The sequence below is a fragment of the Lysobacter sp. cf310 genome (assembly GCF_900114355.1).
Lineage (GTDB): Bacteria > Pseudomonadota > Gammaproteobacteria > Xanthomonadales > Xanthomonadaceae > Lysobacter.
Window position 1 is genome coordinate 956514 of record NZ_FOSS01000001.1, and the last position, 23814, is coordinate 980327.

Annotated in this window: 18 protein-coding genes; 9 read left to right on the forward strand and 9 right to left on the reverse strand. The window is 64.0% G+C overall.

Going from position 1 to position 23814, the window contains the following annotated elements; all coding sequences use genetic code 11:
- The first annotated feature begins 15 nt into the window (after positions 1-15).
- The 9 genes from BMZ45_RS04155 to BMZ45_RS04190 all read left to right on the forward strand — a co-directional run bounded on the left by BMZ45_RS04155 (position 16) and on the right by BMZ45_RS04190 (position 11829).
- Entirely contained in the window at positions 16-2367 is a 2352-nt protein-coding gene (locus BMZ45_RS04155) for a reprolysin-like metallopeptidase (RefSeq protein WP_175488905.1), read from the forward strand.
- Between the two features lie 352 nt (positions 2368-2719).
- Positions 2720-2971 (forward strand): hypothetical protein, encoded by a 252-nt coding sequence (locus BMZ45_RS04160; RefSeq protein WP_091632762.1) that lies wholly within the window; start codon positions 2720-2722, stop codon positions 2969-2971.
- A 102-nt stretch (positions 2972-3073) separates the two neighbouring features.
- Positions 3074-4243 carry an FG-GAP repeat domain-containing protein gene (locus tag BMZ45_RS04165; protein ID WP_091632765.1) on the forward strand — a complete coding sequence of 390 codons (1170 nt, stop codon included), beginning with the start codon at positions 3074-3076 and terminating at the stop codon, positions 4241-4243.
- Positions 4244-4310: 67 nt separating this feature from the next.
- Positions 4311-5507, forward strand: a complete 1197-nt coding sequence (locus tag BMZ45_RS04170) for an FG-GAP repeat domain-containing protein (protein WP_175488906.1) — start codon at positions 4311-4313, stop codon at positions 5505-5507.
- Positions 5508-5687: 180 nt separating this feature from the next.
- Positions 5688-6887: an FG-GAP repeat domain-containing protein gene (locus tag BMZ45_RS04175; protein WP_091632770.1), complete on the forward strand. Its 1200-nt coding sequence runs from the start codon at positions 5688-5690 to the stop codon at positions 6885-6887.
- A 224-nt stretch (positions 6888-7111) separates the two neighbouring features.
- Complete coding sequence (locus BMZ45_RS21060) at positions 7112-7537, forward strand: FG-GAP repeat domain-containing protein (RefSeq protein ID WP_175488907.1); 426 nt, start codon at positions 7112-7114, stop codon at positions 7535-7537.
- A gap of 340 nt (positions 7538-7877) precedes the next feature.
- Entirely contained in the window at positions 7878-9008 is a 1131-nt protein-coding gene (locus BMZ45_RS04180; RefSeq protein ID WP_091632773.1) for an FG-GAP repeat domain-containing protein, read from the forward strand.
- Between the two features lie 62 nt (positions 9009-9070).
- Positions 9071-10201, forward strand: a complete 1131-nt coding sequence (locus BMZ45_RS04185; protein WP_091632776.1) for an FG-GAP repeat domain-containing protein — start codon at positions 9071-9073, stop codon at positions 10199-10201.
- Positions 10202-10680: 479 nt separating this feature from the next.
- Positions 10681-11829, forward strand: a complete 1149-nt coding sequence (locus tag BMZ45_RS04190) for an FG-GAP repeat domain-containing protein (RefSeq protein ID WP_091632778.1) — start codon at positions 10681-10683, stop codon at positions 11827-11829.
- Positions 11830-11898: 69 nt separating this feature from the next.
- Here BMZ45_RS04190 and BMZ45_RS04195 read toward each other — a convergent pair whose 3' ends face one another.
- The 9 genes from BMZ45_RS04195 to BMZ45_RS21065 all read right to left on the reverse strand — a co-directional run.
- A complete protein-coding gene (locus BMZ45_RS04195) occupies positions 11899-12462 on the reverse strand; it encodes a D-glycero-alpha-D-manno-heptose-1,7-bisphosphate 7-phosphatase (protein WP_305791362.1) in 564 nt (187 codons plus the stop codon).
- A gap of 2 nt (positions 12463-12464) precedes the next feature.
- A complete protein-coding gene (locus tag BMZ45_RS04200) occupies positions 12465-13163 on the reverse strand; it encodes a nucleotidyltransferase family protein (protein WP_091632780.1) in 699 nt (232 codons plus the stop codon).
- Positions 13160-13744 carry a D-sedoheptulose 7-phosphate isomerase gene (locus BMZ45_RS04205; protein WP_305791363.1) on the reverse strand — a complete coding sequence of 195 codons (585 nt, stop codon included), beginning with the start codon at positions 13742-13744 and terminating at the stop codon, positions 13160-13162. The genes BMZ45_RS04200 and BMZ45_RS04205 overlap by 4 nt, the downstream gene beginning before the upstream one ends.
- Positions 13741-14781 (reverse strand): GHMP family kinase ATP-binding protein, encoded by a 1041-nt coding sequence (locus tag BMZ45_RS04210; RefSeq protein ID WP_175488909.1) that lies wholly within the window; start codon positions 14779-14781, stop codon positions 13741-13743. Before BMZ45_RS04210 ends, BMZ45_RS04205 begins: the two co-directional genes overlap by 4 nt.
- Complete coding sequence (locus BMZ45_RS21945) at positions 14778-15515, reverse strand: methyltransferase domain-containing protein (RefSeq protein WP_091632782.1); 738 nt, start codon at positions 15513-15515, stop codon at positions 14778-14780. Before BMZ45_RS21945 ends, BMZ45_RS04210 begins: the two co-directional genes overlap by 4 nt.
- A gap of 65 nt (positions 15516-15580) precedes the next feature.
- Positions 15581-16627, reverse strand: a complete 1047-nt coding sequence (locus tag BMZ45_RS04220) for an FG-GAP-like repeat-containing protein (protein ID WP_175488910.1) — start codon at positions 16625-16627, stop codon at positions 15581-15583.
- A 94-nt stretch (positions 16628-16721) separates the two neighbouring features.
- Entirely contained in the window at positions 16722-20015 is a 3294-nt protein-coding gene (locus tag BMZ45_RS04225; RefSeq protein WP_091632787.1) for a glycosyltransferase, read from the reverse strand.
- A gap of 351 nt (positions 20016-20366) precedes the next feature.
- Positions 20367-21272: an NAD-dependent epimerase/dehydratase family protein gene (locus BMZ45_RS04230; protein ID WP_091632790.1), complete on the reverse strand. Its 906-nt coding sequence runs from the start codon at positions 21270-21272 to the stop codon at positions 20367-20369.
- 1 nt (position 21273) lies between these two features.
- Positions 21274-23814 (reverse strand): glycosyltransferase (locus BMZ45_RS21065; RefSeq protein ID WP_175488911.1); only part of this gene is annotated, 2541 nt, incomplete at its 5' end.

The following is a 23814-nucleotide window of genomic DNA, read 5'->3' on the forward strand; positions in this document are numbered from 1 at the left end:
GGTATGAGGTATCGAATGCGTCACCTGGCATTGAGCTTGGCGGCCGGTCTGCTCTTGGCCGGCTGCACGTCCGAATCCGATGTCGATCCGTCGCGGACCCGCATTTCCACCGCTCCAGCCGCCGCTATGCCGGCGCCGGCGCGGATCGCGCGCGCATCCGGCGCGGGCTTCGCGGCCCTGCCCGATCGCGGCGCCCTGGCCCGCTACGATCGCCTCGTCGCACCCGAAGTGCGCGGCGCCTTCACGTCGCATCGGATCGAGCTCAGCGAAGCGCACGCGCTCAACGCCACGACTCCTGGCAGCGCGATCTCCCTGGCCGCTCCGGACGGGCGGACGATCCGTATCGCCTACCAGCGCCACGAGGAGCACCCGGATGGCAACTGGACCTGGATAGGCCAGACCGAGGACGGCCTGCAAACCGTGATCACCTTCGGCGAGAAGGCGGTATTCGGCAGGATCGAGCGGAATGCGACCGAAGCGCTGCGCATCGACACGCTCAACGGGCGCAGTTGGCTGGTCCAAGTAGACCCCGCCAAGGTGCTCGGAGGCCAACTTCTGAGCTCCGCCGCCTCCGATGCCTTAGCCGTGCCAGCCACTGCCATGGCCGCCTCCGGCAGCCAGGCAACGCCACTCGCCACACCGGGCAATACCGTGGACCTGGCCCTGGGCTATACCCCCGGCTTGGTCACCCGTTACGGCGGCACCTCTCAGGTGAACACCCGCCTGGCCCACCTGGTAGCCCTTACCAACCTGGCCTATCGATCCAGCATCGTCTACGGCCGGATTCGCCTGGTTCACACGCAGCTGGTCAACTACACCGACAGCACCAGTAATCCCACGGCCCTGGCGGCGTTGACCGGCTACACCTGTGGCTCGGTCAGTTGCGAAACCCAGCCGGTTCCGAGCGAGCTGCAGCCCTTGCGCGATGCGCGTGAAACTTATGGCGCCGACCTGGTTTCCCTGGTTCGCCCGTTCGTCGCTCCGCAACAGACCAGTTGCGGAACCGCGTGGATAAACCGTCCGCCGATGGACGGCTTGCCGCTCGACGCTACCGCGGAAAAGTTCGGTTACTCGACAATCAGCGACGGCAGCGACTTCAACGAAAGCGATGGCGGATCTTACTCGTGCCGCGAGGAAACACTGGCGCATGAGCTCGGCCACAATCTCGGCCAGGCCCATAACTGGGAAGACAGCGTTGGGCAACCTGGCGCACACCAGTACGCATATGGGTATCGCGAAGAAGAAGCCGATGGTTTCTACACCATCATGGCCTACCCACTCAGCGGCGCCAGGCAATTCTCCGTTCCCTACTTCAGTAATCCGAAGATCAACCACCCGGGCACTGGACGTCCGCTGGGCGATTCTAATCACGACAATGCACAAAGCCTTAACTGGATATTCCGGGATGTCGCTGCATTTCGCAGCGCGCTAGTGCCGCAACTGCGCAAGTCGGTACGCAACGATTTCAATGGCGACGGGTCCTCCGATCTGATCTGGTACAACACCAGTCAATCGATGATGGCGTACTGGTGGATCGCCAGCACCACGGTCGTTGGCAGCGGAAGCTTTTTTATCGGCCCAGGCTACCGCATCGCGGGCACCGGCGATTTCGACGGCGACGGCCGCAGCGATATCCTCTGGATCAGCGACGCCGACAACACGGCTTACTTGTGGAAGAGCCGCGGCGATGGGCAGTTCGATACAGCGTATGTCTCCGCTCCTTACGCCTCGTTCGCCAGCAGCGGAAAAGGCTGGACCGTTCTCTCTTCCGCATACGATCTAAACGAGGACGGAACGGACGACATCATCTGGCAGGACAGCACCAAGCGGGTCCGCTACTACTGGATGATGAGCGGCCCCAGAGTCATCAAGGCCTATGCTCTCCGGGAAAGCCTCATCTATAACCATCAGATGTTCACCGGTGGAGACTTCGACGGCGACCGCAATGGTGATCTCATCCTGGTCGACACCACGAGCAACCAACTGATTCTTTCAAAAAACACACTTGGTGACGGGATCACGAGCAGCGGCCTGAGCATCGGTAGATACGATCCGAACTGGAAGCTCGCGGGGGTGGCGGATCTGAACGGCGATGGCCGATCCGACCTGGTCTGGCAGCACTCCAGCAGCGGCTTGATGGCCTACTGGTGGATGAATGGCGGAGGCATTCAGGCCTCGGGCGTCAAGGCTATCGACCCTGCATACCGCATCGTGGCTACCGGCGACTACAACGGCGATGGCCTTGGCGACATTCTTTGGACCAACGCCACCACTGGCCTGATCTTCCTGTGGCTGAGCCGTGGCGATGGCGAATTCGACACCCCGTTCCTGGCTGCTTACTCGCCAGCGTGGGCGCCGATTCCCTGATCGACGTTCAGCCGAGATCGAACAAGACCGAAAGCCCCGCGCAACCTGCGGGGCTTTCTTCTTTTCCAGGCTTCCATCGCGTAGCGGAATCAGTTGCCAGGCGCGTGCCGGGCGGCGACTGATTGCGCCTACGAGACGTTATCGGAATCGCGCCTTCATGCCCCGACGATCCAGGCGATCGCGATGGCATCGGCACCATGAATGTGCCTAATGCACGCACTTAGTCAACACTGTCTGCGCACGCCATCAACAACATCGCATTCTTGCCGCTGATCGCGTGATTTCTTCTTCGCACGATCTATGCAACCTTCGTCGTATACACCCGCAGCGACGATCACCAAGGGGCAAAGCCATGCGCGGTCTCCTACTGATTATCACGACTTCATTCCTGCTGGCCGGATACTCACGCGAATCGGTCGACATCGGTGCGGCGTCGAACGAGCACACCTCGACTGCGGTCACGCAGGACGATGGCGACGGCAAGGCAGACATCGTCCGGCCGATCCACCCGCAGGGGGCCTTGGTTCTACTCCATGTCTGGCGCAGTCGTGGCGACGGGAGTTTCGATACGTGCCACGTTACGGCGCACAACGCCCTGCACTAGCAACCGCTCCCACCCGTCATACGCGACTGATCGCTCCCTACCCACGGCACACGAGCACTAGCCCCCACCAGACCCCTCGCAGCCGACTCACCGGGATCACCTATGCGCAACCTCGCTCTAATCTCCATCGCCGCATTTCTGGCGACGGGCTGTCCGCTCCAGACGCCTGAGAACGAAGCCGCATCGAAAGCGCGAACTATGAGCCTGGCCACGAGCGCGGTGCGGGTCGACGCGACCATCGTGTATCCGTCCGAGCTAGCCGCCAACGCGGCCGGAGCGCCTATCTACACAGGCCGTGATCCGGCCAAGGCGCAAACGACCGCGCAGGCAGCGCCCTTGGCGAGCCCGCGCGGCGCCTACAACGACGCCAACGCCGACGGTCGCTCGGACTTGGTCTGGATCGGCGAGGTCAACGGAGCCCTGAACAGCGCTCACTGGCTCATGGATGGGGCCCGGTTCGTGCGCACGCTGGGCCCGTCCGCGCTTGGTAACAGCGCTGTCGCGATCAGCACCGGCGATTTCGACGGCGACAGGCGGGTCGACCAGATATGGCTGAGCAATAACGGGACTCTGACCCTGGGCAGGCTCAACGAAGCCGGCTGGTACGAGGAACGATTCATCGCCCAGGTCGGGGAGGACTGGCTGTTCGACCGCTCCGCCGACCTCAACGGCGACGGCAGGAGCGACATCGTCTGGATCAATTACTCGAAGAATCTGATGGCCTATTGGCTCATGAATGGCACCAGCATCCTGCGCACGGGCGCATATACGCTGGACGCCGTCAATTACGGGCTGACCGGCGTCGGCGACTTCGATGGCGACGGCCGCGAAGACCTGCTGTGGCGCGGCTATCGAAGCCACGTCCTGTACCTGTGGCGCAGCCGCAGCGACGGGAACTTCGATCAGCAGTACGTCAGCACGGTGGGCGCGGACTGGGTGCTCGATGCGGTCGCCGACCTCAACGGCGACGCGCGTTCCGACTTGGTCTGGGCCAACCGGGAACTGAACCTGATGGCGTACTGGTGGATGAACGGTACCGCCGCCCAACGCACCGGCGTCATCAATACCGACACCCAGAACTATCAGATCGGCGCCTGGGGCGACTTCGACGGCGACGGCAAAGGCGACCTGGTCTGGGTCGGGCGCGGCGACGAGAACGGCAACCCGAGCTACCTGTGGCGCGGTCGCGGCGACGGAACCTTCGAATCGATCTTCATAGCGACCTACGACGGCGGCACCTGGACGCTCATGCCCCCGTATGCGGATTCGTGATCGTCTCGACGGACCGCGGACCTCATCCATCGCCAACCGCATCACACCGATCCTTGGGAAACCCAGCATGCGCAATCTGATCTCAGCCGCTATCGCCACCGCTTTGTTGACAGGTTGTCCGCTCGAACAGGGTGAAGTCGGAGATAAATCGAACAGCGGCATCGCAGCCGATACTGCTCCGAACGCGGACACCGCCATGAACCGAACGCCGGTTACCGCGATGACACCAATGCCAGGCACCGCGCAGGGCGGCGTGGTGAAGGCCGTGGATCTCGGCCCGTCAGACGCGCTGGCGATGCCGGCTGCATGGGCCGCTACGCCGCTCGCGGCCGCCACGCGTCCGGCCCAGGGCGATGCGAACGCGGACGGCCGCTCCGATATCACCTGGATTCGCACCCGCCCCGGCGGCTTTCAGGACGTCGCGCATTGGCGAATGAACGGCACCAGCGTGCTGCAATCGACCGGCCCGACGCAGGTTTGGCAAGGAAGCGCGCCTGTCCTCAACGGTGATTTCGACGGCGATCGACGGGTCGACCAGCTCTGGTTCAATACCAGCGACGCCAGCCGCCAACTGACTCTGGCGCGGCAAAACGAGTCCGGCGGCTTCGAGCAAAGTTACATCGCCATCATCGGTGCCGGCTGGGCCCCCAGCGCGGCAGTGGACCTCAACGGCGACGGCAAGAGCGACATCGTGTGGGTGGATAGGGCGCGCGGGCTGATGGCCTACTGGCTCATGAGCGGGCCCACGGTACTTTCCAGCCGACTCTATTCCTTCGACACCACCAACTACAACTTCTTCGGCAATGGTGATTTCGACGGCGACGGCCGTGGCGACCTGCTGTGGGCGAGCAAGAGCACCCGCACCCTGTACATGTGGCGCGGCCGACCCGACGGAAATTTCGATCAGTTGCATGTGGGCGACGTCAGCGCCCACTTCCAATTCCTGGGCGCCACCGATCTGAACGGGGATGGAAAATCCGACCTGGTCTTCACCAGCTTCGTCTTGAAATTGTTCTCATATTGGATGATGAACGGCGCCGCCGTGCAGCAGCAGGGCAGCATGAACATCGATATCGAAAAGCACGAAATCGCCGGCCTGGGCGACTACGACGGCGACGGAAAGGGCGACGTCCTATGGACCGGTCGGTCGTTCAGTCAGTCCGAATCCTTGTACCTATGGCGCGGTCTCGGCAACGGGACCTTCGACCCGCGGTTCGTAGCCTACTACGACCACAGCAGCTGGCAGCCGATGCCGAATCCATAACGCGCCTCAAGGCCCGACTTCACGGCCCACGTGCCCCACGAGCCGAGGCGTTTCGCTCAAGTCGAACAAGCTGGGAGTCGCATAGAGTCGGCCCAATACGGCTCCCTGCCGCCCCGTCGATTGCGCCCCCTGCCCTCGTCCGTCACCCATCGCACTACACCGACCATCAGGAATCGCGCCATGCGAAACTTCATATCAGCCGCCATCGCCGCCGCGCTATTGACCGGATGCCCGCTCGAACAGGGTGAAGTCGGGGCGGAATCGAATAGCGGCGGTATCGCAGCAAAGAATATTCCGAACGCGATCGCGGCCACAGGCCGGATGCAGGCTACAGCGACGGCACGCGCGCCCAACTCGGCGCGAGGCGGCATGGTCAAAGCGGTGGCTTTCGGCCCGTCCGACGCCCTGGAAATGTCGGCCGCACAAGCCGCTACGCCGTTCGCGGCCGCCACGCGCCCGGCCAAGGACGATGCGAATGCGGATGGCCGTTCCGATATCACCTGGTTTCGTGTCCGCGGCGCCGACAGTGAGGTCGCGCATTGGCGTATGAACGGAGCGACGGTACTGCAAACGACCGGGCCGACGCTGGTCAAGCCGGGAAGCGGCCCTGCCGGAAACGGCGATTTCGACGGCGACCGGCGGGTCGACCAGCTTTGGTTCAATCTCAGCGAGGACAACCGCCAACTTACCCTGGCACGGCAGAACGAGACCGGCGGCTTCGAGCAAACCTATATCGCCGCCATCGGTGCCGGCTGGGCCCCTAACGCGATCGAGGACATCAATGGCGACGGCAAGAGCGATATCGTGTGGGTCGATCGCGCCCGCGGCCTAATCGCGTACTGGCTAATGAACGGGGCATCCGTACTGGACAGCAGGCTGTACACCGTCGACACCAACAACTACGACTTTCTGGGCACCGGCGACTTCGACGGCGACGGCCGCGGCGACCTGCTGTGGCTGGGCCGCAGCACCAGAGGCCCCCTGTATATGTGGCGCGGCCGACCGGACGGACACTTCGATCAACTGCTGGTGGGGGACCTCAGCATCGCCTTCCAGTTCGATAGCGCTACCGATCTCAATGGGGACGGCAGGTCTGACCTGATCTTCACCAGCTACAGCGGCAGATCGTTCTCGTACTGGCTGATGAACGGCGCCGCCGTACAGCAACGCGGTAGCATACCGATCGATCGCGACAACTATGCGATAGCGGCGACCGGCGATTTCGACGGCGACGGTAAGGGCGACGTCATGTGGACTACGAAGGCGCGGGAAGCCACCGCATCCTTGTATTTGTGGCGCGGCCGCGGCGATGGGACCTTCGATTCGCAGTTCGTGGCCTATTACGACCACACCACCTGGATGACCCTGCAGAATCGATGATTAGGCCGCTGCCGTACCTAACGTGAAGATGCACAGCGACGCTCGCTGGCATAACGCGGCTCCCAGACGGCTATGCCTCGACCTCGCGCTTGGCATCTACACCCACGGCTGCATCCATCCGATCGGGCGGAAACCTCATCGACGGAACTCCCCGTGCGCCGCGCCATTCCATACCTTCTTGCCATGCTGACGACGGCAGGCTTCTGTTCCGAAGCGGTTGCGGGGTGGCCGTGATCCTCAACGGCGATGGACGAACCGACCTGATCTGGACGAACCGGGACGGCCTGATGGCGTATTGCCAGGTGAACGGCATCAGCGTGCAAGGCAGCGGGAGTCTCCCGGTCGATCTCGACAACTACGAGATTGCGGCAACCGGCGATTTCGACGGCGACGGCAAGGCCGACATCATATGGACCACGAGAGATCGCGCTACCAACGCACTACTGTTCCTATGGTGCAGCCGCGGCGATGGCCGTTTCGATGCGTCCTGCATCGCTGCGTACGACCGCTCCGCATGGCTACCTTTACCGGATCGCTATCCCCAACCGCTGAAGGGCCACGAAACCGTCGAACGAACGCGGACCGGTGGCATGGGCCGATGCGGGCGACTCCCACCCATTCGCCTCGTGGGCGCACCGTGGAACGAATGAAGCTGGATCAACCTGGCTTGCCTGCGGGAATTCCACGGCGATGCCGTTGGCCAGCCGGTGCCATCGGCTAATTGCTTGTCGTTCTCGCAAGCCCATATAGAGGCCAGAGTTCGTACACACCAGCAGCGCGCCCGTTCAGGGAAAACCGCGCGCAGTGTCCGACCAATCGGGGGGATCGCGTTCGACATTACGTGGCCGAGGGCCTAGGATCGGCGCATCCGTAATATCGAAGTCCGGTCCGGCGGCTGCGACTCAGTGGTTACTGCACCGCAGCACGACCGCACTAACAGTCGGGCACCCGTCGTGTGGATGCCGATGGCTCAGTCGGGAGGGATCTCGCATGCGATTCGCCATCTTTGCTGTCGCGACAGCCTCGATTCTGCAACTCGCCATCGGTGGCGCGTTCGCCAACGAACCTCAGTCGGGCTATCTGCCTTGGCGCTTGCCGCTGCCTCGAGTGGCTGAACCGTCGAGCGACTCTCTGGCCCGCCCATCGGGTTTGAGAGTTTCCTCCGCACGGCCCAGCAACTACATCGCTTCAATGACGTCCGTGCATAACGACGTCGATGGCGACGGGCGCTCCGACCTCATTTGGTACACCTACTTTTCTGATCACACCATCCCTACGTACTGGAACCTGTCCTACTGGCGCATGGAGGGTCCATCGCGAGCTTCTACGCACAACCACATTTTCCAGTCGGATCTGCGAGCTGCGCCAACCTCGGGTGATTTCAATGGGGATGGCCGCACCGATCTTTTGTACGGACCGCCCGTCTACCACCCGATCAATCGGTTCTGGTTCAGCCGCGGCGACGGCGGCTTCGACACTGCACAGGCCAGTGGAGGCGATCAATACATTGGGTGGGCACTGACCTATCTGCCAAACAACGTCGACCTTAATTCGGACGGCCGCGACGATATTCTCCTTCGCAAAGCGAACAACAATCTCGGTGCCTACTTGCTCATGGACGGGCGAACGGTGCTGGGCTCCGTGATATTCGATCTAGGCCCCGGCTATGCGATCAACGGCGCCGGCGATTTCGACGGGGACGGACTGGGCGACCTGTTGTGCAGCCTGACTGCCCTCGGCCACCTCTACTTCTGGCATAACCGCGGCGATGGAGGGTTCGACGTATCGCTGATCGCTGTCTACGATCCATCATGGGAAATCGTCGGAAACCCAGACCTCAACGGCGACGGACGATCCGATATTGTCTGGAGCAATCAGGCGCTGAACATGCTCGGCTTCTGGTGGTTGGACGGCGCTTCGATCATCCGCTCCGACTCGAAATGGGCAGGGCCTCGCCCGAGGGTCGCGACTGGGGACTTCGACGGCGATGGAATCGGGGACGTCGTCTGGACGCAACAGGTCAGTCCCTACTACTCGTTCATGTGGCGTAGTCGTGGCGATGGTGAGTTCGACGCCTACCTGATAGCTCAGATCAATCAGTACTGGCGGAGCGCACTTTGATCGGTTTCGCTAAGCCTTCGCGGCCGCCACTCTTTCGGATCACCCCATCAGGGACGTTGAAGATGAGACAGCCTATCCTCCGAGCCGCGATCGCGATGATCCTGGTCGGCGCATGCGCCGACGGTTCCGCGCGCGTACCCGAACGCGGCTACGCGCCGTGGCGCCTTCCGCAACCCGCGCAGCAGGAGACCATCACCGCTCCAGTGCCGCCCAGACGCTCAATCGACTACTCCGCCACAGCCCCTCAGCCTTTCGCCGACGTGCAGAAAGCCGTACGCAGCGACTTCAATGGCGACGGACGTTCCGATCTTCTGTGGCATTCGTTCTACTACCGCACCAACCCGCCCACCTCAGCCACGATCGCTACGTGGAACATGAACGGGACGTCGGTCTTGTCGGCCAACGTATTCCAATTTCACAACGCTGGTCAGGCTCAAGCCTATGCCAATCCGGGAGATTTCGATGGCGATGGTCGCGCCGATCTCTTGTTCGGCCATCCCGGCGGCATCATTCCGCTATCGTTCTGGCAGGGCCGTAGCGACGGCGGCTTCGACGCTACGTTCCTGACGCCTGCATCGCTTCCTGGCAGGTACGCCAGACTGCGTGGCAATGCGGATCTGAATGCAGACGGTCGAGACGATTTGGTCTTGCACAACAAGACCACCGGCAAAGGCACGTATGTATTCATGAACGGCTCCACGGTACTCGGATCGACGACCTTCGATCTGAGCGCCGAGTACGAGATCAACGGGGCCGGCGATTTCGACGGCGACGGCCTGGACGATCTGTTGTGCAGCCATACCGGACTGGGCTATCTATTTCTGTGGCGCAACCGTGGGGATGGCGGCTTCGATGTATCGCTAGTCTCGGTCTACGACCCCACCTGGAAGATCGAAGGCAATCCCGACCTCAATGGCGATGGTCGCGCGGATATCGTCTGGAAACACGACAATTCGGGCATGGTCGCCTTCTGGTGGCTGGACGGAGATTCGGTCTTGCGCGCGGATACCCGATGGGCCGGCGCCAACGGCATTCAGGCCGGCGACTTCGACGGCGATGGCCTGGGCGATATCGCTTTCACAGATGGCAGCTATGCGCTCCTATGGCGCAGCCGCGGCGATGGCGACTTCGACGAGTACCTGATCGGTGCCTACGCATGGTGGTGGCGCCTGTTGCCCTTGCACCAGGGATAGCGCAGCGGATCGTTCAACGGCTCCTAGGGGATGTCTCCATCGGTAGTTCGATGGAGATGGAGTGCAAGATCTCGCCTGGACGCAGGCAGGCACGCTCTACACATTCCTTAGGCACACCCGTGGCGACGGCGGGTGCGACATAGGGCGGCCATTTTCTTGGCCTGATCAACCAGCGCCGGCACTGCACCTGTACTTGCAGCCTTGACCGATCGGGCGAGCTGCCGTGCTCTGGACCAGCATGCACTAAGGGCGTCACGCCCTTGCGACCGGGACCGGGCTCGAGGAGCACCGGCTGGGCGTCGGACGACACGGCGGCTCCACGCGACTGACTGGCCGACCGGACCCTGGCGCCACCGGTTCGGCGCATCGCCACGCACCTGCATTGGAATCGCGACGGATGAAGCTAGTAATCTGAGAGCGGGCCGGATGTACGGCTCTTGATACCTTCACGCCTTAGGCCCCACTACGGATACAACGCGATGAATCGTTGCTCCTGCATAGTCGCCGCCGCTTTGTTTGCGATGCTGGCGATCGGCGATCTGTCCGCCGCGCCCCCTCGCAAGGCCTCAGGCCCCTGGAATCCCACAGTCCGATCCAGCGCCCCCGCCACGATCGACCCGGCGCCCCTACGGAACCGCGAAGCCTCGCGCTTGTTCGCTAAGGCCCAACCGCTAGTGGCGTCCGCTCGATCCGTGCGTAACGACATCGATGGGGACGGGCGGTCCGATCTCATCTGGCACACCTACGAGCGCGACTTCCACCCAGGGATAGCCGTGTATCGTTTCGCCTATTGGCGAATGGACGGCGCAACGATTCTGTCGAAGCATAGCTACGAGATCGACACGAACTTCCGCGATGTGGCGACCGGCGACTACGACGGCGACGGGCGCGCGGACATACTCTTCGTTACCCACGACTACATCCCAGCCTCGCCCGAGAAGCGCGTTTTCATGTGGCGTAGCCGTGGAGACTCAACGTTCGATGCCTACTTCCTGGGCAGCGTTCCGAAAGCATGGGTCGTGGCGCCGCCTGCCGCGGTCGCCGACATCAACGGCGACGGACGCGACGACATCGTCTGGGAGAACCGAGACAATAACCAAGCCGCCTATTGGCTGATGAACGGTGCGAGCGTGATCGGGTCGTCGGTGTTCGGCGTGAATGACGATTGCAGGATGAAAGGAGCGGGCGACTTCGACGGTGACGGCGACGATGACCTGCTCTGCACCACATCGTGGCGGGTGTATCTCTTGCGCAACACGGGTAGCGGCGATTTCGACATGCCCGGGAGCATCCCCTTTGAATCGTACTGGCATATCTCGGGCAACGTCGATTTGAACGGCGACGGCCGCACCGACATCGTGTGGAACGGCAGTAAGACCGTGGGCATGATGGGGTTCTGGTGGATGAATGGATCGAACGTAATCCACCAAGAGCCCCGCTGGATCGGATATGACTCCTATTTTCTCGGCGTCGGCGACTACGACGGCGACGGTCTGGGCGATGTCGTGTCCTTGCAGACCGTCGAACCGGATCGTAAGTCTCACTACGTGCTGCTATGGCGCAATACCGGCAACGGCTTCGACATCCAGTTGGTGGATGAGTCCGACAGCATATGGCTCCTGATGTAGCCGGAGTTCGGGCAGACCGGCGGCTCGCCGACTCGCATCCCGGCTCGATGCGCCGGCCGACCGGACGGACTAGAGCCAGGCCAGCGCTTGCTCCAACCGCGCTATGACGGCGCTCGGAGCGGCCACACCGTTGCCGCTCTCGCCGTCGCCCCCCTTGCCCGCAGGCAGGTACAGCAAGGTCGTCCCCACACCGGCACGCTGCCCGGCGAGGATGTCCGAGCCTTTGTCGCCCACCAGTACGCTGTCCGTCAGGGATACATCGAACTCCTCGGCCGCGGCCAGCAGCATGCCCGGATTGGGCTTGCGCATCGGCGATTCGCGGCGGTACTCGCCGATGCCGTGCACGGGATGGGTGGGGTCGAAGTAGACCTTGTCGATCGGCGCGTCTTCGGCGGCGAAGGCCTCGCACATGCGCTCGGTCAGTGCATAGAAGTCTTGTTCGCTGTACAGACCGCGGCCGATGCCGGCCTGGTTGGTGACCACGAACAGGCGATAGCCCTTGGCGCGCGCCGCGCGGCACAGGTCGAAGATGCCGTCGATGAAGACGAAATCCTCCCAGCGATGGGTGTAGCCCTCGTCGCGGTTGATCACGCCATCGCGATCGAGGAACAGCGCTCGCACGAGCTCGGCCACGATCAGCGGATCGCCGACAGCAAGGTCTGCGCCCGCGCGTAGTCCTCGGGTGTACCGATGTCGATGAAATCCGTGCTCGTCGGCAAGGCAAGGAACTCGCGACGGCTGACCGCGTCGCGCAGGTACTCGGTCTCGAACGAGAACCGCTCACCGGCCGGGAATTCGCGCACGATGTCCGTGGGCAGCACGTAGCAGCCGGCGTTGATCAGGCCGGGGCCGCCGCTGGCGTCTTTCTCGAGGAAACCGGTGATGCGACCGTCCTCGTCGACCTCCAGCTTGCCGTAGCGCGCGGTGTCCTCGACCTCGCGGGCGACGATGATGGGCAGGCCGCGACGCACCCACAGCGCGTCGGTTTCGGCGGTCTCCACGGCTAGATAAGTGTCGCCGTTGAGCACGTAGACATGACCGTCGTCGCAGTGGGTCATCGCGGCGCGGATCGCGCCGCCGGTGCCCAGCGGCTCGCTCTCGACCGCGTAGGCCAGCGGAACGCCGCGGAACGCGTCGCCGAAATGGGCGACGATCGTCTCGGACAGATAGCCCACCGACAGCACGATACGCTGGAAGCCGTTGTCCACGAGATGGCCTAGCAGCAGTTCCAGGAACGGCCGGCCGGCGATGCGCGCCATCGGCTTGGGAACGTCGCTGACCACGCTGCGCAGGCGTGTGCCGAAACCGCCCGCCAGGACGATCGCTTGCTTCACGCGGGCTTACCGAAGATCGCGCTTTCCACCAGGCCGGTGATGATGTGGCCCAGTACCGCGTGACCCTGCTGGATCTCGGCGGTGTCGGTGGAGGGCGTGCGCAGCAGGATGTCGCATAGCTCGGGCATGTCGCCGCCACCGCTACCGGTCAAGCCGATGCAGAACAGGCCGCGCTCGCGCGCTTCGCGCAGTCCGGCCAGAACGTTCGGCGAACGGCCCGACGTGGAGTATGCGATGAACACGTCGCCGCTGCGGCCCAGGGCCTGGATCTGGCGCGAGAACAGCTTGTCGTAGCCGTAGTCGTTGCCGATCGCGGTCAGGATCGAGGTGTCGGTGGTCAGCGCGATCGCCGGCAGACCGGGGCGGTCGAAGGCGAAACGGCTGACGAACTCGGCCGCGATATGCTGGGCATCAGCGGCGCTGCCGCCATTGCCGGCCAGCAGAAGCTTGCCGCCCGAGTTCAGCGTCTCGATGCACTTGGCCGCGCAGGCTTCCAGCTGTTGCTGCGTGGTCTGGTCGTCGGCGAGCGCGCGCATGACCTGCACCGCTCGCTCGAGCTTGTCGATGATCTGCTGTTTCACTCGATCCTCCAGGCTTGCGTACCGTTCTTGGTAAAATGGCAATTGCTGACTTGGCCGTCGAAGGCCTTCAGCGCGCGGATCACTTCCATGCGTCGATCCGGCTTGACGAAAAACATCATGAAGCCGCCGCCGCCCGCACCGGACACCTTGCCGGCCAGCGCGCCGGCGCCGATGGCCGCCTCGTAGATGGCCTCGATCTTAGGCGTGGACACCGAACTGGCGGTGCTCTTCTTGCTCTCCCAGCCCAGGCGCATCGAACTGACCATGTCGCCGAAGCTGCCCTTCAACAGGGCGACCTTCATGCTCTGCGCCTCGTCCTTCAGGCGATGCATGGCCTCGATGGTGCTGGAATCCTTGTGGCGAACGTTGTCGCTCTGGTCGGCGATGATCTTGGCCGACTCGCGCGAGACACCGGAGTAGTACAGCAACAGCGACGCCTCCAATTCGCATAGGACCCAGTTCTTGATCCGCAGCGGGTTCACGATCACGCGGTCGTTGTCGTAGAACTCCATGAAATTGAAGCCACCGAACGTGGCCGAATACTGGTCCTGCTTGCCGCCCTTGAGGCCGCAGTCGACGCGTTCGATCTTGTAGGCCATGTGAGCGATGGCGTAGTCGTCCAGCGCCAGGCCCAACAGCTCGGCGAATGCGCGGATCATCACCACCACCACCGTCGACGACGAGCCCAGGCCCGAGCCGATCGGCGAGTCGCAGAACGTGGTCAGCTCCACCGCCAACGGCACGCCGCCGTTGTAGTTGGCGACGATCTCGTTGTAGACCGCCTTGTGCAGCTGCAGGTTGCCTTCGATCGGATAGCTGGCCTGCAGCGGCAGCTCGGCCGTTTGCTCCTGGTCGCTGGCGACGAAGCGCACGCTGTCGCCTTCGGTCGCCTTGATCACCGCATAGGCGTAACGATCGATGGTCGCGTTGAGCACGTAGCCGCCGTAGGTGTCGCAGTACGGCGACACGTCGGTGCCGCCGCCGGCCAAGCCGAGCCGCAGAGGAGCGCGGGCACGGATGATCGCGTTGCGGTTCACAGCGGCGAATCGTTCTGGAAGGGAACGGCGTCCTGGTTGGAGTTCTTCATCGACTGCATGTCCTGTCGATATTGATTGAAGTGGATGCGCAGTTCGCGATCGTCCAGCGCCGCCGGACGCTGCCAGCGGCCGCGTGCCTCGACTTCCGCCGTCGGGCGCTTGCGCACCACCATCTCGATCCCGCATTCGCCCACCGGGGTCAGGGTCTGATCGAAGCGCGGCAGGTCGAAGCGATAGGTAGACGACAGCTGCTCGATGCGCACCACTTCGGCGTCGGCGCCCAGGTCGCGCGCTAGGTCCAGCAGGTTGATGGAGCGGTCGCTCCACGACTCCGGCTTGTAGACGGTGAAGGTCCACTTGTGGTCGCGATTGAAGGTGCTGGGGAACACGCCCTGCTCGTACAGATCCTCGTCCGGAACCGTGAGCACCAGATAGCCGCCCGGCTTGAGCACGCGGAACCAGTTCTTCAGGCCTTCGCGGGGATCGACCAGGTGCTCCAGGCAGTGGCTGCTGTGCACGAAATCGAAGCTGCCGTCGGCCGCGCTCTGCAGGTATTGCGCGTCGCCGTCTTCCCAGTCCCAGGTCTTGACGCCGACCATGCGCGAGAACATGCCCACGTACAACGCGAGCGGATCGGGTTTGCCGCCGATATCGATGCCGCTGCCCACGAAGTAGCGGTTGCTGAAGTTCGGATCCGACAGTCGACGCGCAATCGATTTGCTGCATTCTTTCATGGTGCAATCCTAGTCACGCAAGTTGGCTTGGGCTCGTCGTCCCAAGCTGTAATGTTTCCGTGCCGTCAGGCGCCGGTCTGAGCGACCAGCGCCGACGAAATGGGCGACCACTCCGCGCCCACCGGCGACAACGACAGATCGGTGATTTCGCCGGAGGCGCCGAGCAGCCAGGCGCCGGTTTGGGTGGTGGACGGGTTCCGCCACAGCAGATCGGTACGACCGTTGCCGTCGACATCCAGCGCTGCGACGAAGTGCCAATCCGCAACCGCCTGGCGCGCGAGCGTAACCGGCTTGGCCACATCGCCGCCGCTCCAGGCCAACAGAGAGCCGGCCTGGTCCTTCCAAAGCAGATCGTCTCCCGTCTCGCCGTCGAACTTCCCGGCGGCGAGCAGGGTCCAGGCCGAGCCCGGATCGGCGAGACCACGCGAGGACTTGAGCTTGGCGCCATCGAGCGACCAGATGCTGGCGGATGCATGATCGTTCTTGCGCCAGAACAGATCGCCACGGCCGTCGCCGTCGAAATCGCCGACCTGGGCCAGCGACCAGGCGCCGCCGGTGTCGCCGATCATGGCCTGTTCCAACACCTTACCGTCGCGCAGCAGCCACACCGCCACACCGCCTTCGCGGCTGGTCCACACCGCGTCGGCATATCCGTCGGCGTTGGCGTCGACGAAGGCCGCCAGACGCCAATCGGCGCCGGCCTGCGGCAGGACTTCGGTGCTGGGCTCGGCGGCGCCCGCGGCGACCTTCCACAAGCGGACTTCGCCGTTGGCCGGATTGCGCCAGGCTGCCAGATCGCTGCCCGACCAGCCGCCCGTCACGTAGGCCAACACGGCCCAATCCGAATCCACTGCCCACAACCCGACCGGGGTCATGGCGCCCTTGTCGCCGAAGCGCCAAGCCAGATTTTCGCCACTGGACTGGTTGCGCCAAAGCAAGGACGTGCCCGCGCCGGCGGACTGCGGCGCCGCCGGGCTGGACGAAGCCTGCGGATTGACCGGCACGTCCGGCAGCGCGGCTGCATTCTCGGCCGGTTTCTTGGGCTCGGTCAGCCACCAAATCGCGCCCAGGGCGGCCGCCGTTAACGCTACGACCAGAATCGCCTTCTTCATTGAGACCTTACTCCTTGAAATACGAGGCCGCCGGACATCGTCGCATCCGCATGTGATCGCCGCGTTTGCGCGGCCGAAGCCCTGCGGCAGCGGCTCAACGACGGCCCTTGATCGCGATGCACAGTATCTGCTCGCCGCCCAGATAGGCGAACTTCGGCGACCAATAGAACAACAGGCGCGCATCGGAGAAGCCGGCGTCGCGCATCTGCTGCAGGGTCTGTTGACTGAAATACTGGAAGCACAGCGCACCGCCCTCCGGATCGACCGGATTGCCGTGATACTCGGGCTCCAACAGGTGCACGAGCTCGCCGGCTTCGTCGATGTAGGCGCGAATCACGTTCTTCTCGGCCAGGCGACTCTGGTCTTCGAAGGCGAACGGCGCAGACCATAGCATCGCGCCGCCGGGACGCAGCACGCGGAAACATTCGGCGAACGCCTTTTCGGGTTCCGGCACGTGTTCCAGCACGTCGAACGACAGTACGTAATCGAAGCTCTGGTCCGGGAAGGTCAGGGCCATGAGGTTCTCGTTGCGCAGACCGGCCAACTCTCCGCCCGGTGCCACCTTGTCGGCGAGGTACTCGCTGCCCTGCGTATTCGGATAGTGCTCGCGGACCCAGCGATAAAGCGGCGTGGTCTGCTCGGTGATGTAGATGCGAGAGTCGGCCGTCGGCTTCAGCTCGGACTGGAACGCATGGATCGCGGCGCGGACACGATTGATGAATCCGCACTTCGCGCAATCCAGATGCTCGCGCCAATTCACGTCGGAACGCGACCCGGAGCTGTATGCGAAGCTGACGTTGAATGCCGACGGCCGGTCGCATACGGCGCAATGGCCGCCGACCAGGAACGACTCCACACCCGCGGGAATCAGCGACTCCTCATAGGCCTTGCGCTTGGGGTATTGCGGTAGCGTCTTGGCGTGGTAGGAGCGGTACTGCTCGGCGGTCGAGACGACCGTAGCCTCGAACGCGGGCACCTCGCCCGCGACCATCGACATGAAGGCATCGATGCGGCGCAGCCCGGCGTCCAGCGAATAGGTATCGGCGACGAAATCCAGGCCGGCCTGGCTCAGGCGGTCCCAGAGCGATTCGTCGCTATACAGGCGCACGACCTGGTCGGCGAAATCCTCGGGCTCGTCCGCCACCAGCACGTGCTCGTCGTCGCTCACCCGCATCCCTTCCACGGCCATCGATGTCGCCACCGACGGCACGCCGAAACTCAGGCTGGTGCCCAGCTTGCCCTTGATGCCGGCGCCGTAGCGCAGCGGCGCGATGCTCATGCGGATGCCGTCGAACCAGGGCTTGAGGTTCTCGACGTAGCCGACGACGTTGACGCCTTCGATCGCGCCCAGCGCATGGACTTCATCGGAAGGCGAGTTGCCGATCAGATGGACCTTGGCGTCCGGAATGCGCGCACGCACCGACGGCCAGATCTGCTCGCAGAAATACACCACCGCATCCACGTTCGGCGGGTGCGGGAAGCCGCCGATGAACAGGAGATCCTTGCGCGAAGCGTAGTCGCCGTTGCGCCCGGGAATGTCGACGAACATCAGCGGCACCAGATGGATGTTCGAGTTCGGCAACTCCTTGGTCAGGATGTCCAACTCGTGGTCGCTCATCACGATGCTGTGATCGCAGCGACGGATGACGTCCAGCTCCTGTTCCTTCCAGCGCAGCGCGGCCTGCATCTTCTCTTCGGAACCCTCGATCTCGGCCTGACGGATGTCGCGCAGGTAGTGCAGATCGGAGGTGTTGAGGATGATCTTGGCGCGGCTGGCGTAACGGCGGATCTGATCGATGTACAGCTCGGCCACCGGCGCGCGACACAGGAAGGCGTAGTCGTACTGATGCCCGACGCTGGCCAGGTGCGACTCGATGGAGCCGACATCGTCCTGATTCAGACAAGTCACGCCCACGCTCTGCAGGGCCTGGGTGTAGTGGCCCAGGTGCATCAAGTCGCTGGGGATGAAGATCACTTCATAGCCGATATCGACCAGGATCTTCATCAGGTAGAACGCGGTGATCGAGCCCGCGTCGCAATCCGGACGCGGCGTCGACCAGTCGATGAAGAGCAGCTTGCCACGATCGCCGCCGGCCTGACTGACCGCCTCTTGCTCCGGAGCCAGATAGGACGCCACTTGCACCGGGCGGCTGATGCCGTTGCGGTGCAGGATCGGGTAGATGACGTTGAGCTGGCGGACCGTGTCGCGCACCAGACGCAGACCGCCGCGGCGATAGACCGACGCGCCCTTGGCTGCCATCGCCCACCAACCGCCGGAGTGGTCGCGCGCGCGACGCAGGGTGGTCATCAGGTTGGACGTGCGCTCCAGCACGCCGGCGTCCTGGGCGACCGCCGCGATCTGCATTGCCGGCACTGCCTGCACTACTGGCGCAGCCTGCACGGCCGGCTCCTCCGCTTGCGCGGATGCTTCGGCTGCCACCGCGACTTGTTCGGGCGTGTGCAGGTTGATGCCCTTGGCGCCGCCCCAGCTGAACGCGTACGGCAGCTTCGAGTAATGCTGATAACCGTTTCCGAACACCAGCGCGCGGTACTGTTTGAGCAGATCGCTGATCTCGCCGACGTTTGCGGCGTTGAGCTGCCAGCTGTGACGGGAGAACACCGTCTCGTCGTTGAGATTGTTGCCGCTGAAGTGCACGAAGCGCAGCGGCTGACCGTTGGCGACCCAGCCGCGCGACGATTTCTCGACCTTTCGCTGCTGAAGGTTCCAGTAGGCGACGTTGTAGCCAGGATGATGCAGGATCCGCGTGGACGGCAGGAACGAAGGCAGCAGATCGGCCCACTTCTGGTCGACGAACAGGCCGTTCGGGATGTCGATCACGCACTGATGCTCGAGCCGGCGCGACCACCAGCGCACGATATCGATCACGCGCGGGCTGCGATTGAGCGCAAGGAAGCCGAGGTTGTAGATGCCTAGTTGCAGCATCTTGATGTCATCGATCTCTACGCCGCCTTCGGCCGGATCGAGGACATGCGGCGTCATCACGGCATCGGCGCCGGCGGCCAGACTGTCCTGAACTTCCTTGAGCGGGCTCACCACCAGGATGTCCGGATCCAGGTAGACGACCTGCTGTTCGTTGCGCTTGTTGAACAGGTAGTCGAACACGTACGGCTTGATCGACGTATTCAGCTCGGTGATGTTGTAACGCTCGATCATCCCGGGCAGTCCGGGAATGTCCAACGCGTCCAGCTCGATGATCTCGAACGGTTCCTTGGAGGGGTCGAGCATGCCATCCAAGCGATCGCACAGGGCCACATAGAAGGTCGCGCCCGGGTGGTGCTCGCGCACGGAGTCGAACAGCGTGTGCGCGTAGGCGAGGAAATTCTTGGAGCAGATCGTGAAGAAGGAGAGCTGGGCGGAAGGGTTCATGTGGTCAGCATCAAGTCCAGAGCGGGAAACCCGAAACCTCGGCAGGGGCGCGAGGGCGGGGTGTGCGGGAAGGCGGCCGTAAGCGGCCTTGCCTAACCGCGCCTACCGACGCACGGTCCAATCGACCTCGTGCCAAATGCCGGAGCCGTCCGTCAGGGGTGCCCGAACGCTCCATGCGCATTCGAGGACGCTGTTTGAGTGCTGCTTCATGCGCTGTGTTTCCTTGAGTCCATTTCGAATTTTATCACCGATATTGAGTCGTTTTTGGGGACAATCGCCTCAGGCGCGACTCCCGACCGCGGCGGTAAACGGGGTGGACCGGGGCGCAGAGGCCGCAACCTAAATGCGCATTCAGCTATCGCGGCGCCAGGTCAGGGCGATGCCCTCCTCCAACCCCACCGACGGCCGCCAGCCGAATCGGGCGCCGGCGGCGGCGATGTCGAGCACGACCTCGCGGACGTCGTAGCCGCGCGCCGGCAGGTGCTCGACCCGCATCTTCCGGCCTGTGACCTGTTCCACCGCCGCGCGCACCGCGTTGAGGCTGTGGCCGATACCGCTGCCTGCGTTGTATACGCCGCAGGCGGAACCGTTTACAGCGCGCGTCACCAGAGCCACCAGATCGTCGATGTAGAGGTAGTCGCGCACCGCGCCGCCATCGCCCCAAATCTGCAAGGGCCTGCCTTCGCGCGCGCAGGCCAGGGCCGTGGCGATGAAGCCCTGCCGCCCGGATGCGACCTGGCGCGGGCCATAGGGATTGGACGGACGCAGGATCAAAGGGTCCAGATCGCCGAGCTGGCGATACATGAGCAGGTATTGCTCGATCGCGACCTTGACCACGCCGTAAGAAGAGATCGGCCGCAGGGGGTGGTTCTCGCTCACCGGCAGGTGATCGGGATTGCCGTAGACCGTGCCGCCGGACGAGAAGAACACGATGCGGCGCAGACCGCGTTCGCGCATCGAGGCGATCAGGGCCAGGCTGTCGATCAGGTTGCTCGATACGTCGAGGGCCGGATCGAGGTTGGAGGTGGACGGTACCGTCGTACTGGCCAGATGCAGCACGACGTCGCAGCCGTCGAGCATCTCACCCAGGACGGCACGATCGGAGTAGGCGGCGCGGCGGTAGTTCACGCCCTGCCAATCCAGATCGGCGCGGGCGGCGCGCGGGTCCAGCACCGACACCGCATGCCCGCCCGAACGCAACCCGTCGACCAGATGCGACCCGATGAAACCGTTGCCGCCGATCAACAGGACGCGCATGTCATTCCTCCGCCTCCAGGCCGAAGTAGGCGCGCAGCCGCTGCGCATAGTCGGCGGCGGCGGCGATGGTTTCCGGCTCCAGCGGGTACAGCTCGCGCGCCAGCGCTTGCGCGGACAGGACTTCGTCGTAGTGCCTTTGCAAGTCCAGGGCCGCCGTGACGCTGGTCGCGTGGCGACGGTGGCTGTTGAGCGTTCGCGGTTCGAAGTGGATACGGCCCAAGGCGAGCAAGCGCAGGTACACGATCCAATCGCCGGCGACGCGATAGGATACGATCTCCTGCTCGTGCGCCTCCAGCACCTGCAGCAGGGCATCGCGCCGGAACAGCACCGCGCTGACGTTCGGCACGGTGTTCTTCACCGCCAGGCCGTGCAGGGCCTCTTCCGCGCCGGTGGCCGTATAGGCGGCGCGCCAACGCTCCGGCGACAGATCGTCGGTGTAGGCGGTGTAGTCGTCGGCGAGCACGCCGCCCTCGCTGTCGATCTGTTCCGACTGGCAATAGGCCATCACCACGCTAGCATCGGCGCGCATCGCGTTGGCGAGCGTCTCGATCATCTCCGGCTTGACGTCGTCGTCGGCCTCGGCGATCCAGACGAACTCTCCGCTCGCCTGGCGCACGCCCGCCAGCCATTGGCGGAACACCGAGCCCGAATTGCGCTCGTTGCGCACCAGCACCGGTTCGGGATGGCATTGGCCGCGCAACTCGCGCAGCACGGCGATGCTGTCGTCGGTAGAGGCGTCGTCCAGCACCAGTATTTCGGTCAGCGGCAGGGTTTGCGACGACAGCCCGCTCAAACGTTGCTGCAGGTAATGCGCGTAGTTGTGGTTGGGCACGATCGCAGAGACTCGCGGCACGTCGCGCCCCAGCAGCTCGAGCAGATCCAGGGCGTAGCAGCGGAACGAGAACTCGCTGTCCACCAGCTTGCGGCCCGCCTCGGCGTACGCGGTACGCAGCTCCAAATCGCGGCACACGCTCAACAAGGCCTGCGCATAGCCCTCGAGATCGAAGGCGGGCACCGCGATGCCGGCCCGTCCTTCGATCAGGTCCGCGCCGCCGCCGGTGCCGGCGAAGGCGACCACCGGCGTGCCCACCGACAGACTTTCCAGCACCACCGACGGGAACGGATCCTCGCGCGATGCCAGGGCATACACGTCGGCGCCGGCGTAGTAGTCGTCGGTATCGAAGTCCAGGCCCGCGAAGTGGAACCGGTCGGCGATGCCGGCCTGTTGCAGGAAGGCGTCGACCTCTTCCTTCACTTCCGCCTCGTGATGTCCGACCCAGACCACGTGCAGGCCGGGTTCGCTCGCGCACGCGATCGCCGCGGCCTGCGCCAGCAGATCCAGGCCCTTGCGTCGGTCGGCATAGCCGACCGACAACACCACTAGCGCATCCTCGGCGATGCCGAGTTTGCGGCGCAGCTCCACGCGCGGTGCGGAGAGATCGTGCAGGCCGCGATAGCGGCTGCGGGTGAACAGCCCCTGCGGGCGCAGCACCATCTTTCCGGTCAGGGCATCGGGCGGCAACAGCGTCGCCATGCCCTCGCGCACCGCCTGCGAGGAAATCACCACATGATCGCTGGATTCGACCAGCTCGTGCAGCGCCGGCTCCAGACAGTACTGCGCGATCAGGCCAGGCAGCTCGTGGATCAGGGAAACCACGCGCAATCCGGCTTCGCGGAACGGCGCGATCATGCGACCGGAGACGGTCGTATTGGCGATCACCGCGTCCACGCCGCTGTGTCGCAGACCCTGCGCGAACGCCAGCAGTTCGGCCTCGTCCATCTGGTACAGCCGGTGCACGGGCGCAAGCGCCTCGAAACTGGGTTCCAGCAGGCCCTCGCCCTGCATCAACACCTCGACGTCCTGATGCATTCGCTTGAGTTCGCGCACCAGGTTGAGGGCGAGATACTGAGCGCCATGCGGATGGGCGTCGTGCGAGAGCAAGGCCAGCTTCGCGCTCGGCAAGGGCATGGCCAAGGCGGCGCGCGTCGCGTGCAGATAGGCGTAGCCGTGGCGGCGGTCGGGCTCGAGATAGGCGCCGTTCAACCAGTCGTTCCAAGCGTTCACGAACACCAGTCGTTCGCCGGCCACCGGATTGGCCGCGGCGTCGTCCGCGGCGGCCGACAACCAGCGTCGGTAGGCCTCCGGGCTGGCATTCACGAACACCCGGCCCTGCCCCGCTTGAGCGCCCTCTTCGTCCCAGCCCGGCATCACACCGCGGATCAGCAGTCCATCGGGTGTAGGCGCGCGCTGGGCACGCGTGACCAGCTCGCGGTAGTCGACGATCGCGCCGGCCCAGTCCGGGTCGACGATGCCGAATTGCGCATCGATCGGAACGAGATCGTCGGTCGGCGCGTGCGGCGGCCATTCCAGCTCGACGTCGAAACCGGCGACGGCGCAGGTCTCGCGTTCGCCGCAAGCATTCGTGCCGGCTTCGACGGTTTCCGCCGTGTCGGGTGCGTCGACGGCGACGACTTCTGCCGCTTCTGCCGCTTCGACCGCTTCGACCGCTTCGACCGCTTCGACCGCTTCGACCGCTTCGAC

Bases quoted from the DNA above. Each gene is read 5' to 3' on its own strand.
- BMZ45_RS04155 (WP_175488905.1), top strand. From the start codon at position 16: ATGCGTCACCTGGCATTGAGCTTGGCGGCCGGTCTGCTCTTGGCCGGC.
- BMZ45_RS04160 (WP_091632762.1), top strand. From the start codon at position 2,720: ATGCGCGGTCTCCTACTGATTATCACGACTTCATTCCTGCTGGCCGGA.
- BMZ45_RS04165 (WP_091632765.1), top strand. From the start codon at position 3,074: ATGCGCAACCTCGCTCTAATCTCCATCGCCGCATTTCTGGCGACGGGC.
- BMZ45_RS04170 (WP_175488906.1), top strand. From the start codon at position 4,311: ATGCGCAATCTGATCTCAGCCGCTATCGCCACCGCTTTGTTGACAGGT.
- BMZ45_RS04175 (WP_091632770.1), top strand. From the start codon at position 5,688: ATGCGAAACTTCATATCAGCCGCCATCGCCGCCGCGCTATTGACCGGA.
- BMZ45_RS04180 (WP_091632773.1), top strand. From the start codon at position 7,878: ATGCGATTCGCCATCTTTGCTGTCGCGACAGCCTCGATTCTGCAACTC.
- BMZ45_RS04185 (WP_091632776.1), top strand. From the start codon at position 9,071: ATGAGACAGCCTATCCTCCGAGCCGCGATCGCGATGATCCTGGTCGGC.
- BMZ45_RS04190 (WP_091632778.1), top strand. From the start codon at position 10,681: ATGAATCGTTGCTCCTGCATAGTCGCCGCCGCTTTGTTTGCGATGCTG.
- BMZ45_RS21945 (WP_091632782.1), bottom strand. From the start codon at position 15,515: ATGAAAGAATGCAGCAAATCGATTGCGCGTCGACTGTCGGATCCGAAC.
- BMZ45_RS04220 (WP_175488910.1), bottom strand. From the start codon at position 16,627: ATGAAGAAGGCGATTCTGGTCGTAGCGTTAACGGCGGCCGCCCTGGGC.
- BMZ45_RS04225 (WP_091632787.1), bottom strand. From the start codon at position 20,015: ATGAACCCTTCCGCCCAGCTCTCCTTCTTCACGATCTGCTCCAAGAAT.
- BMZ45_RS04230 (WP_091632790.1), bottom strand. From the start codon at position 21,272: ATGCGCGTCCTGTTGATCGGCGGCAACGGTTTCATCGGGTCGCATCTG.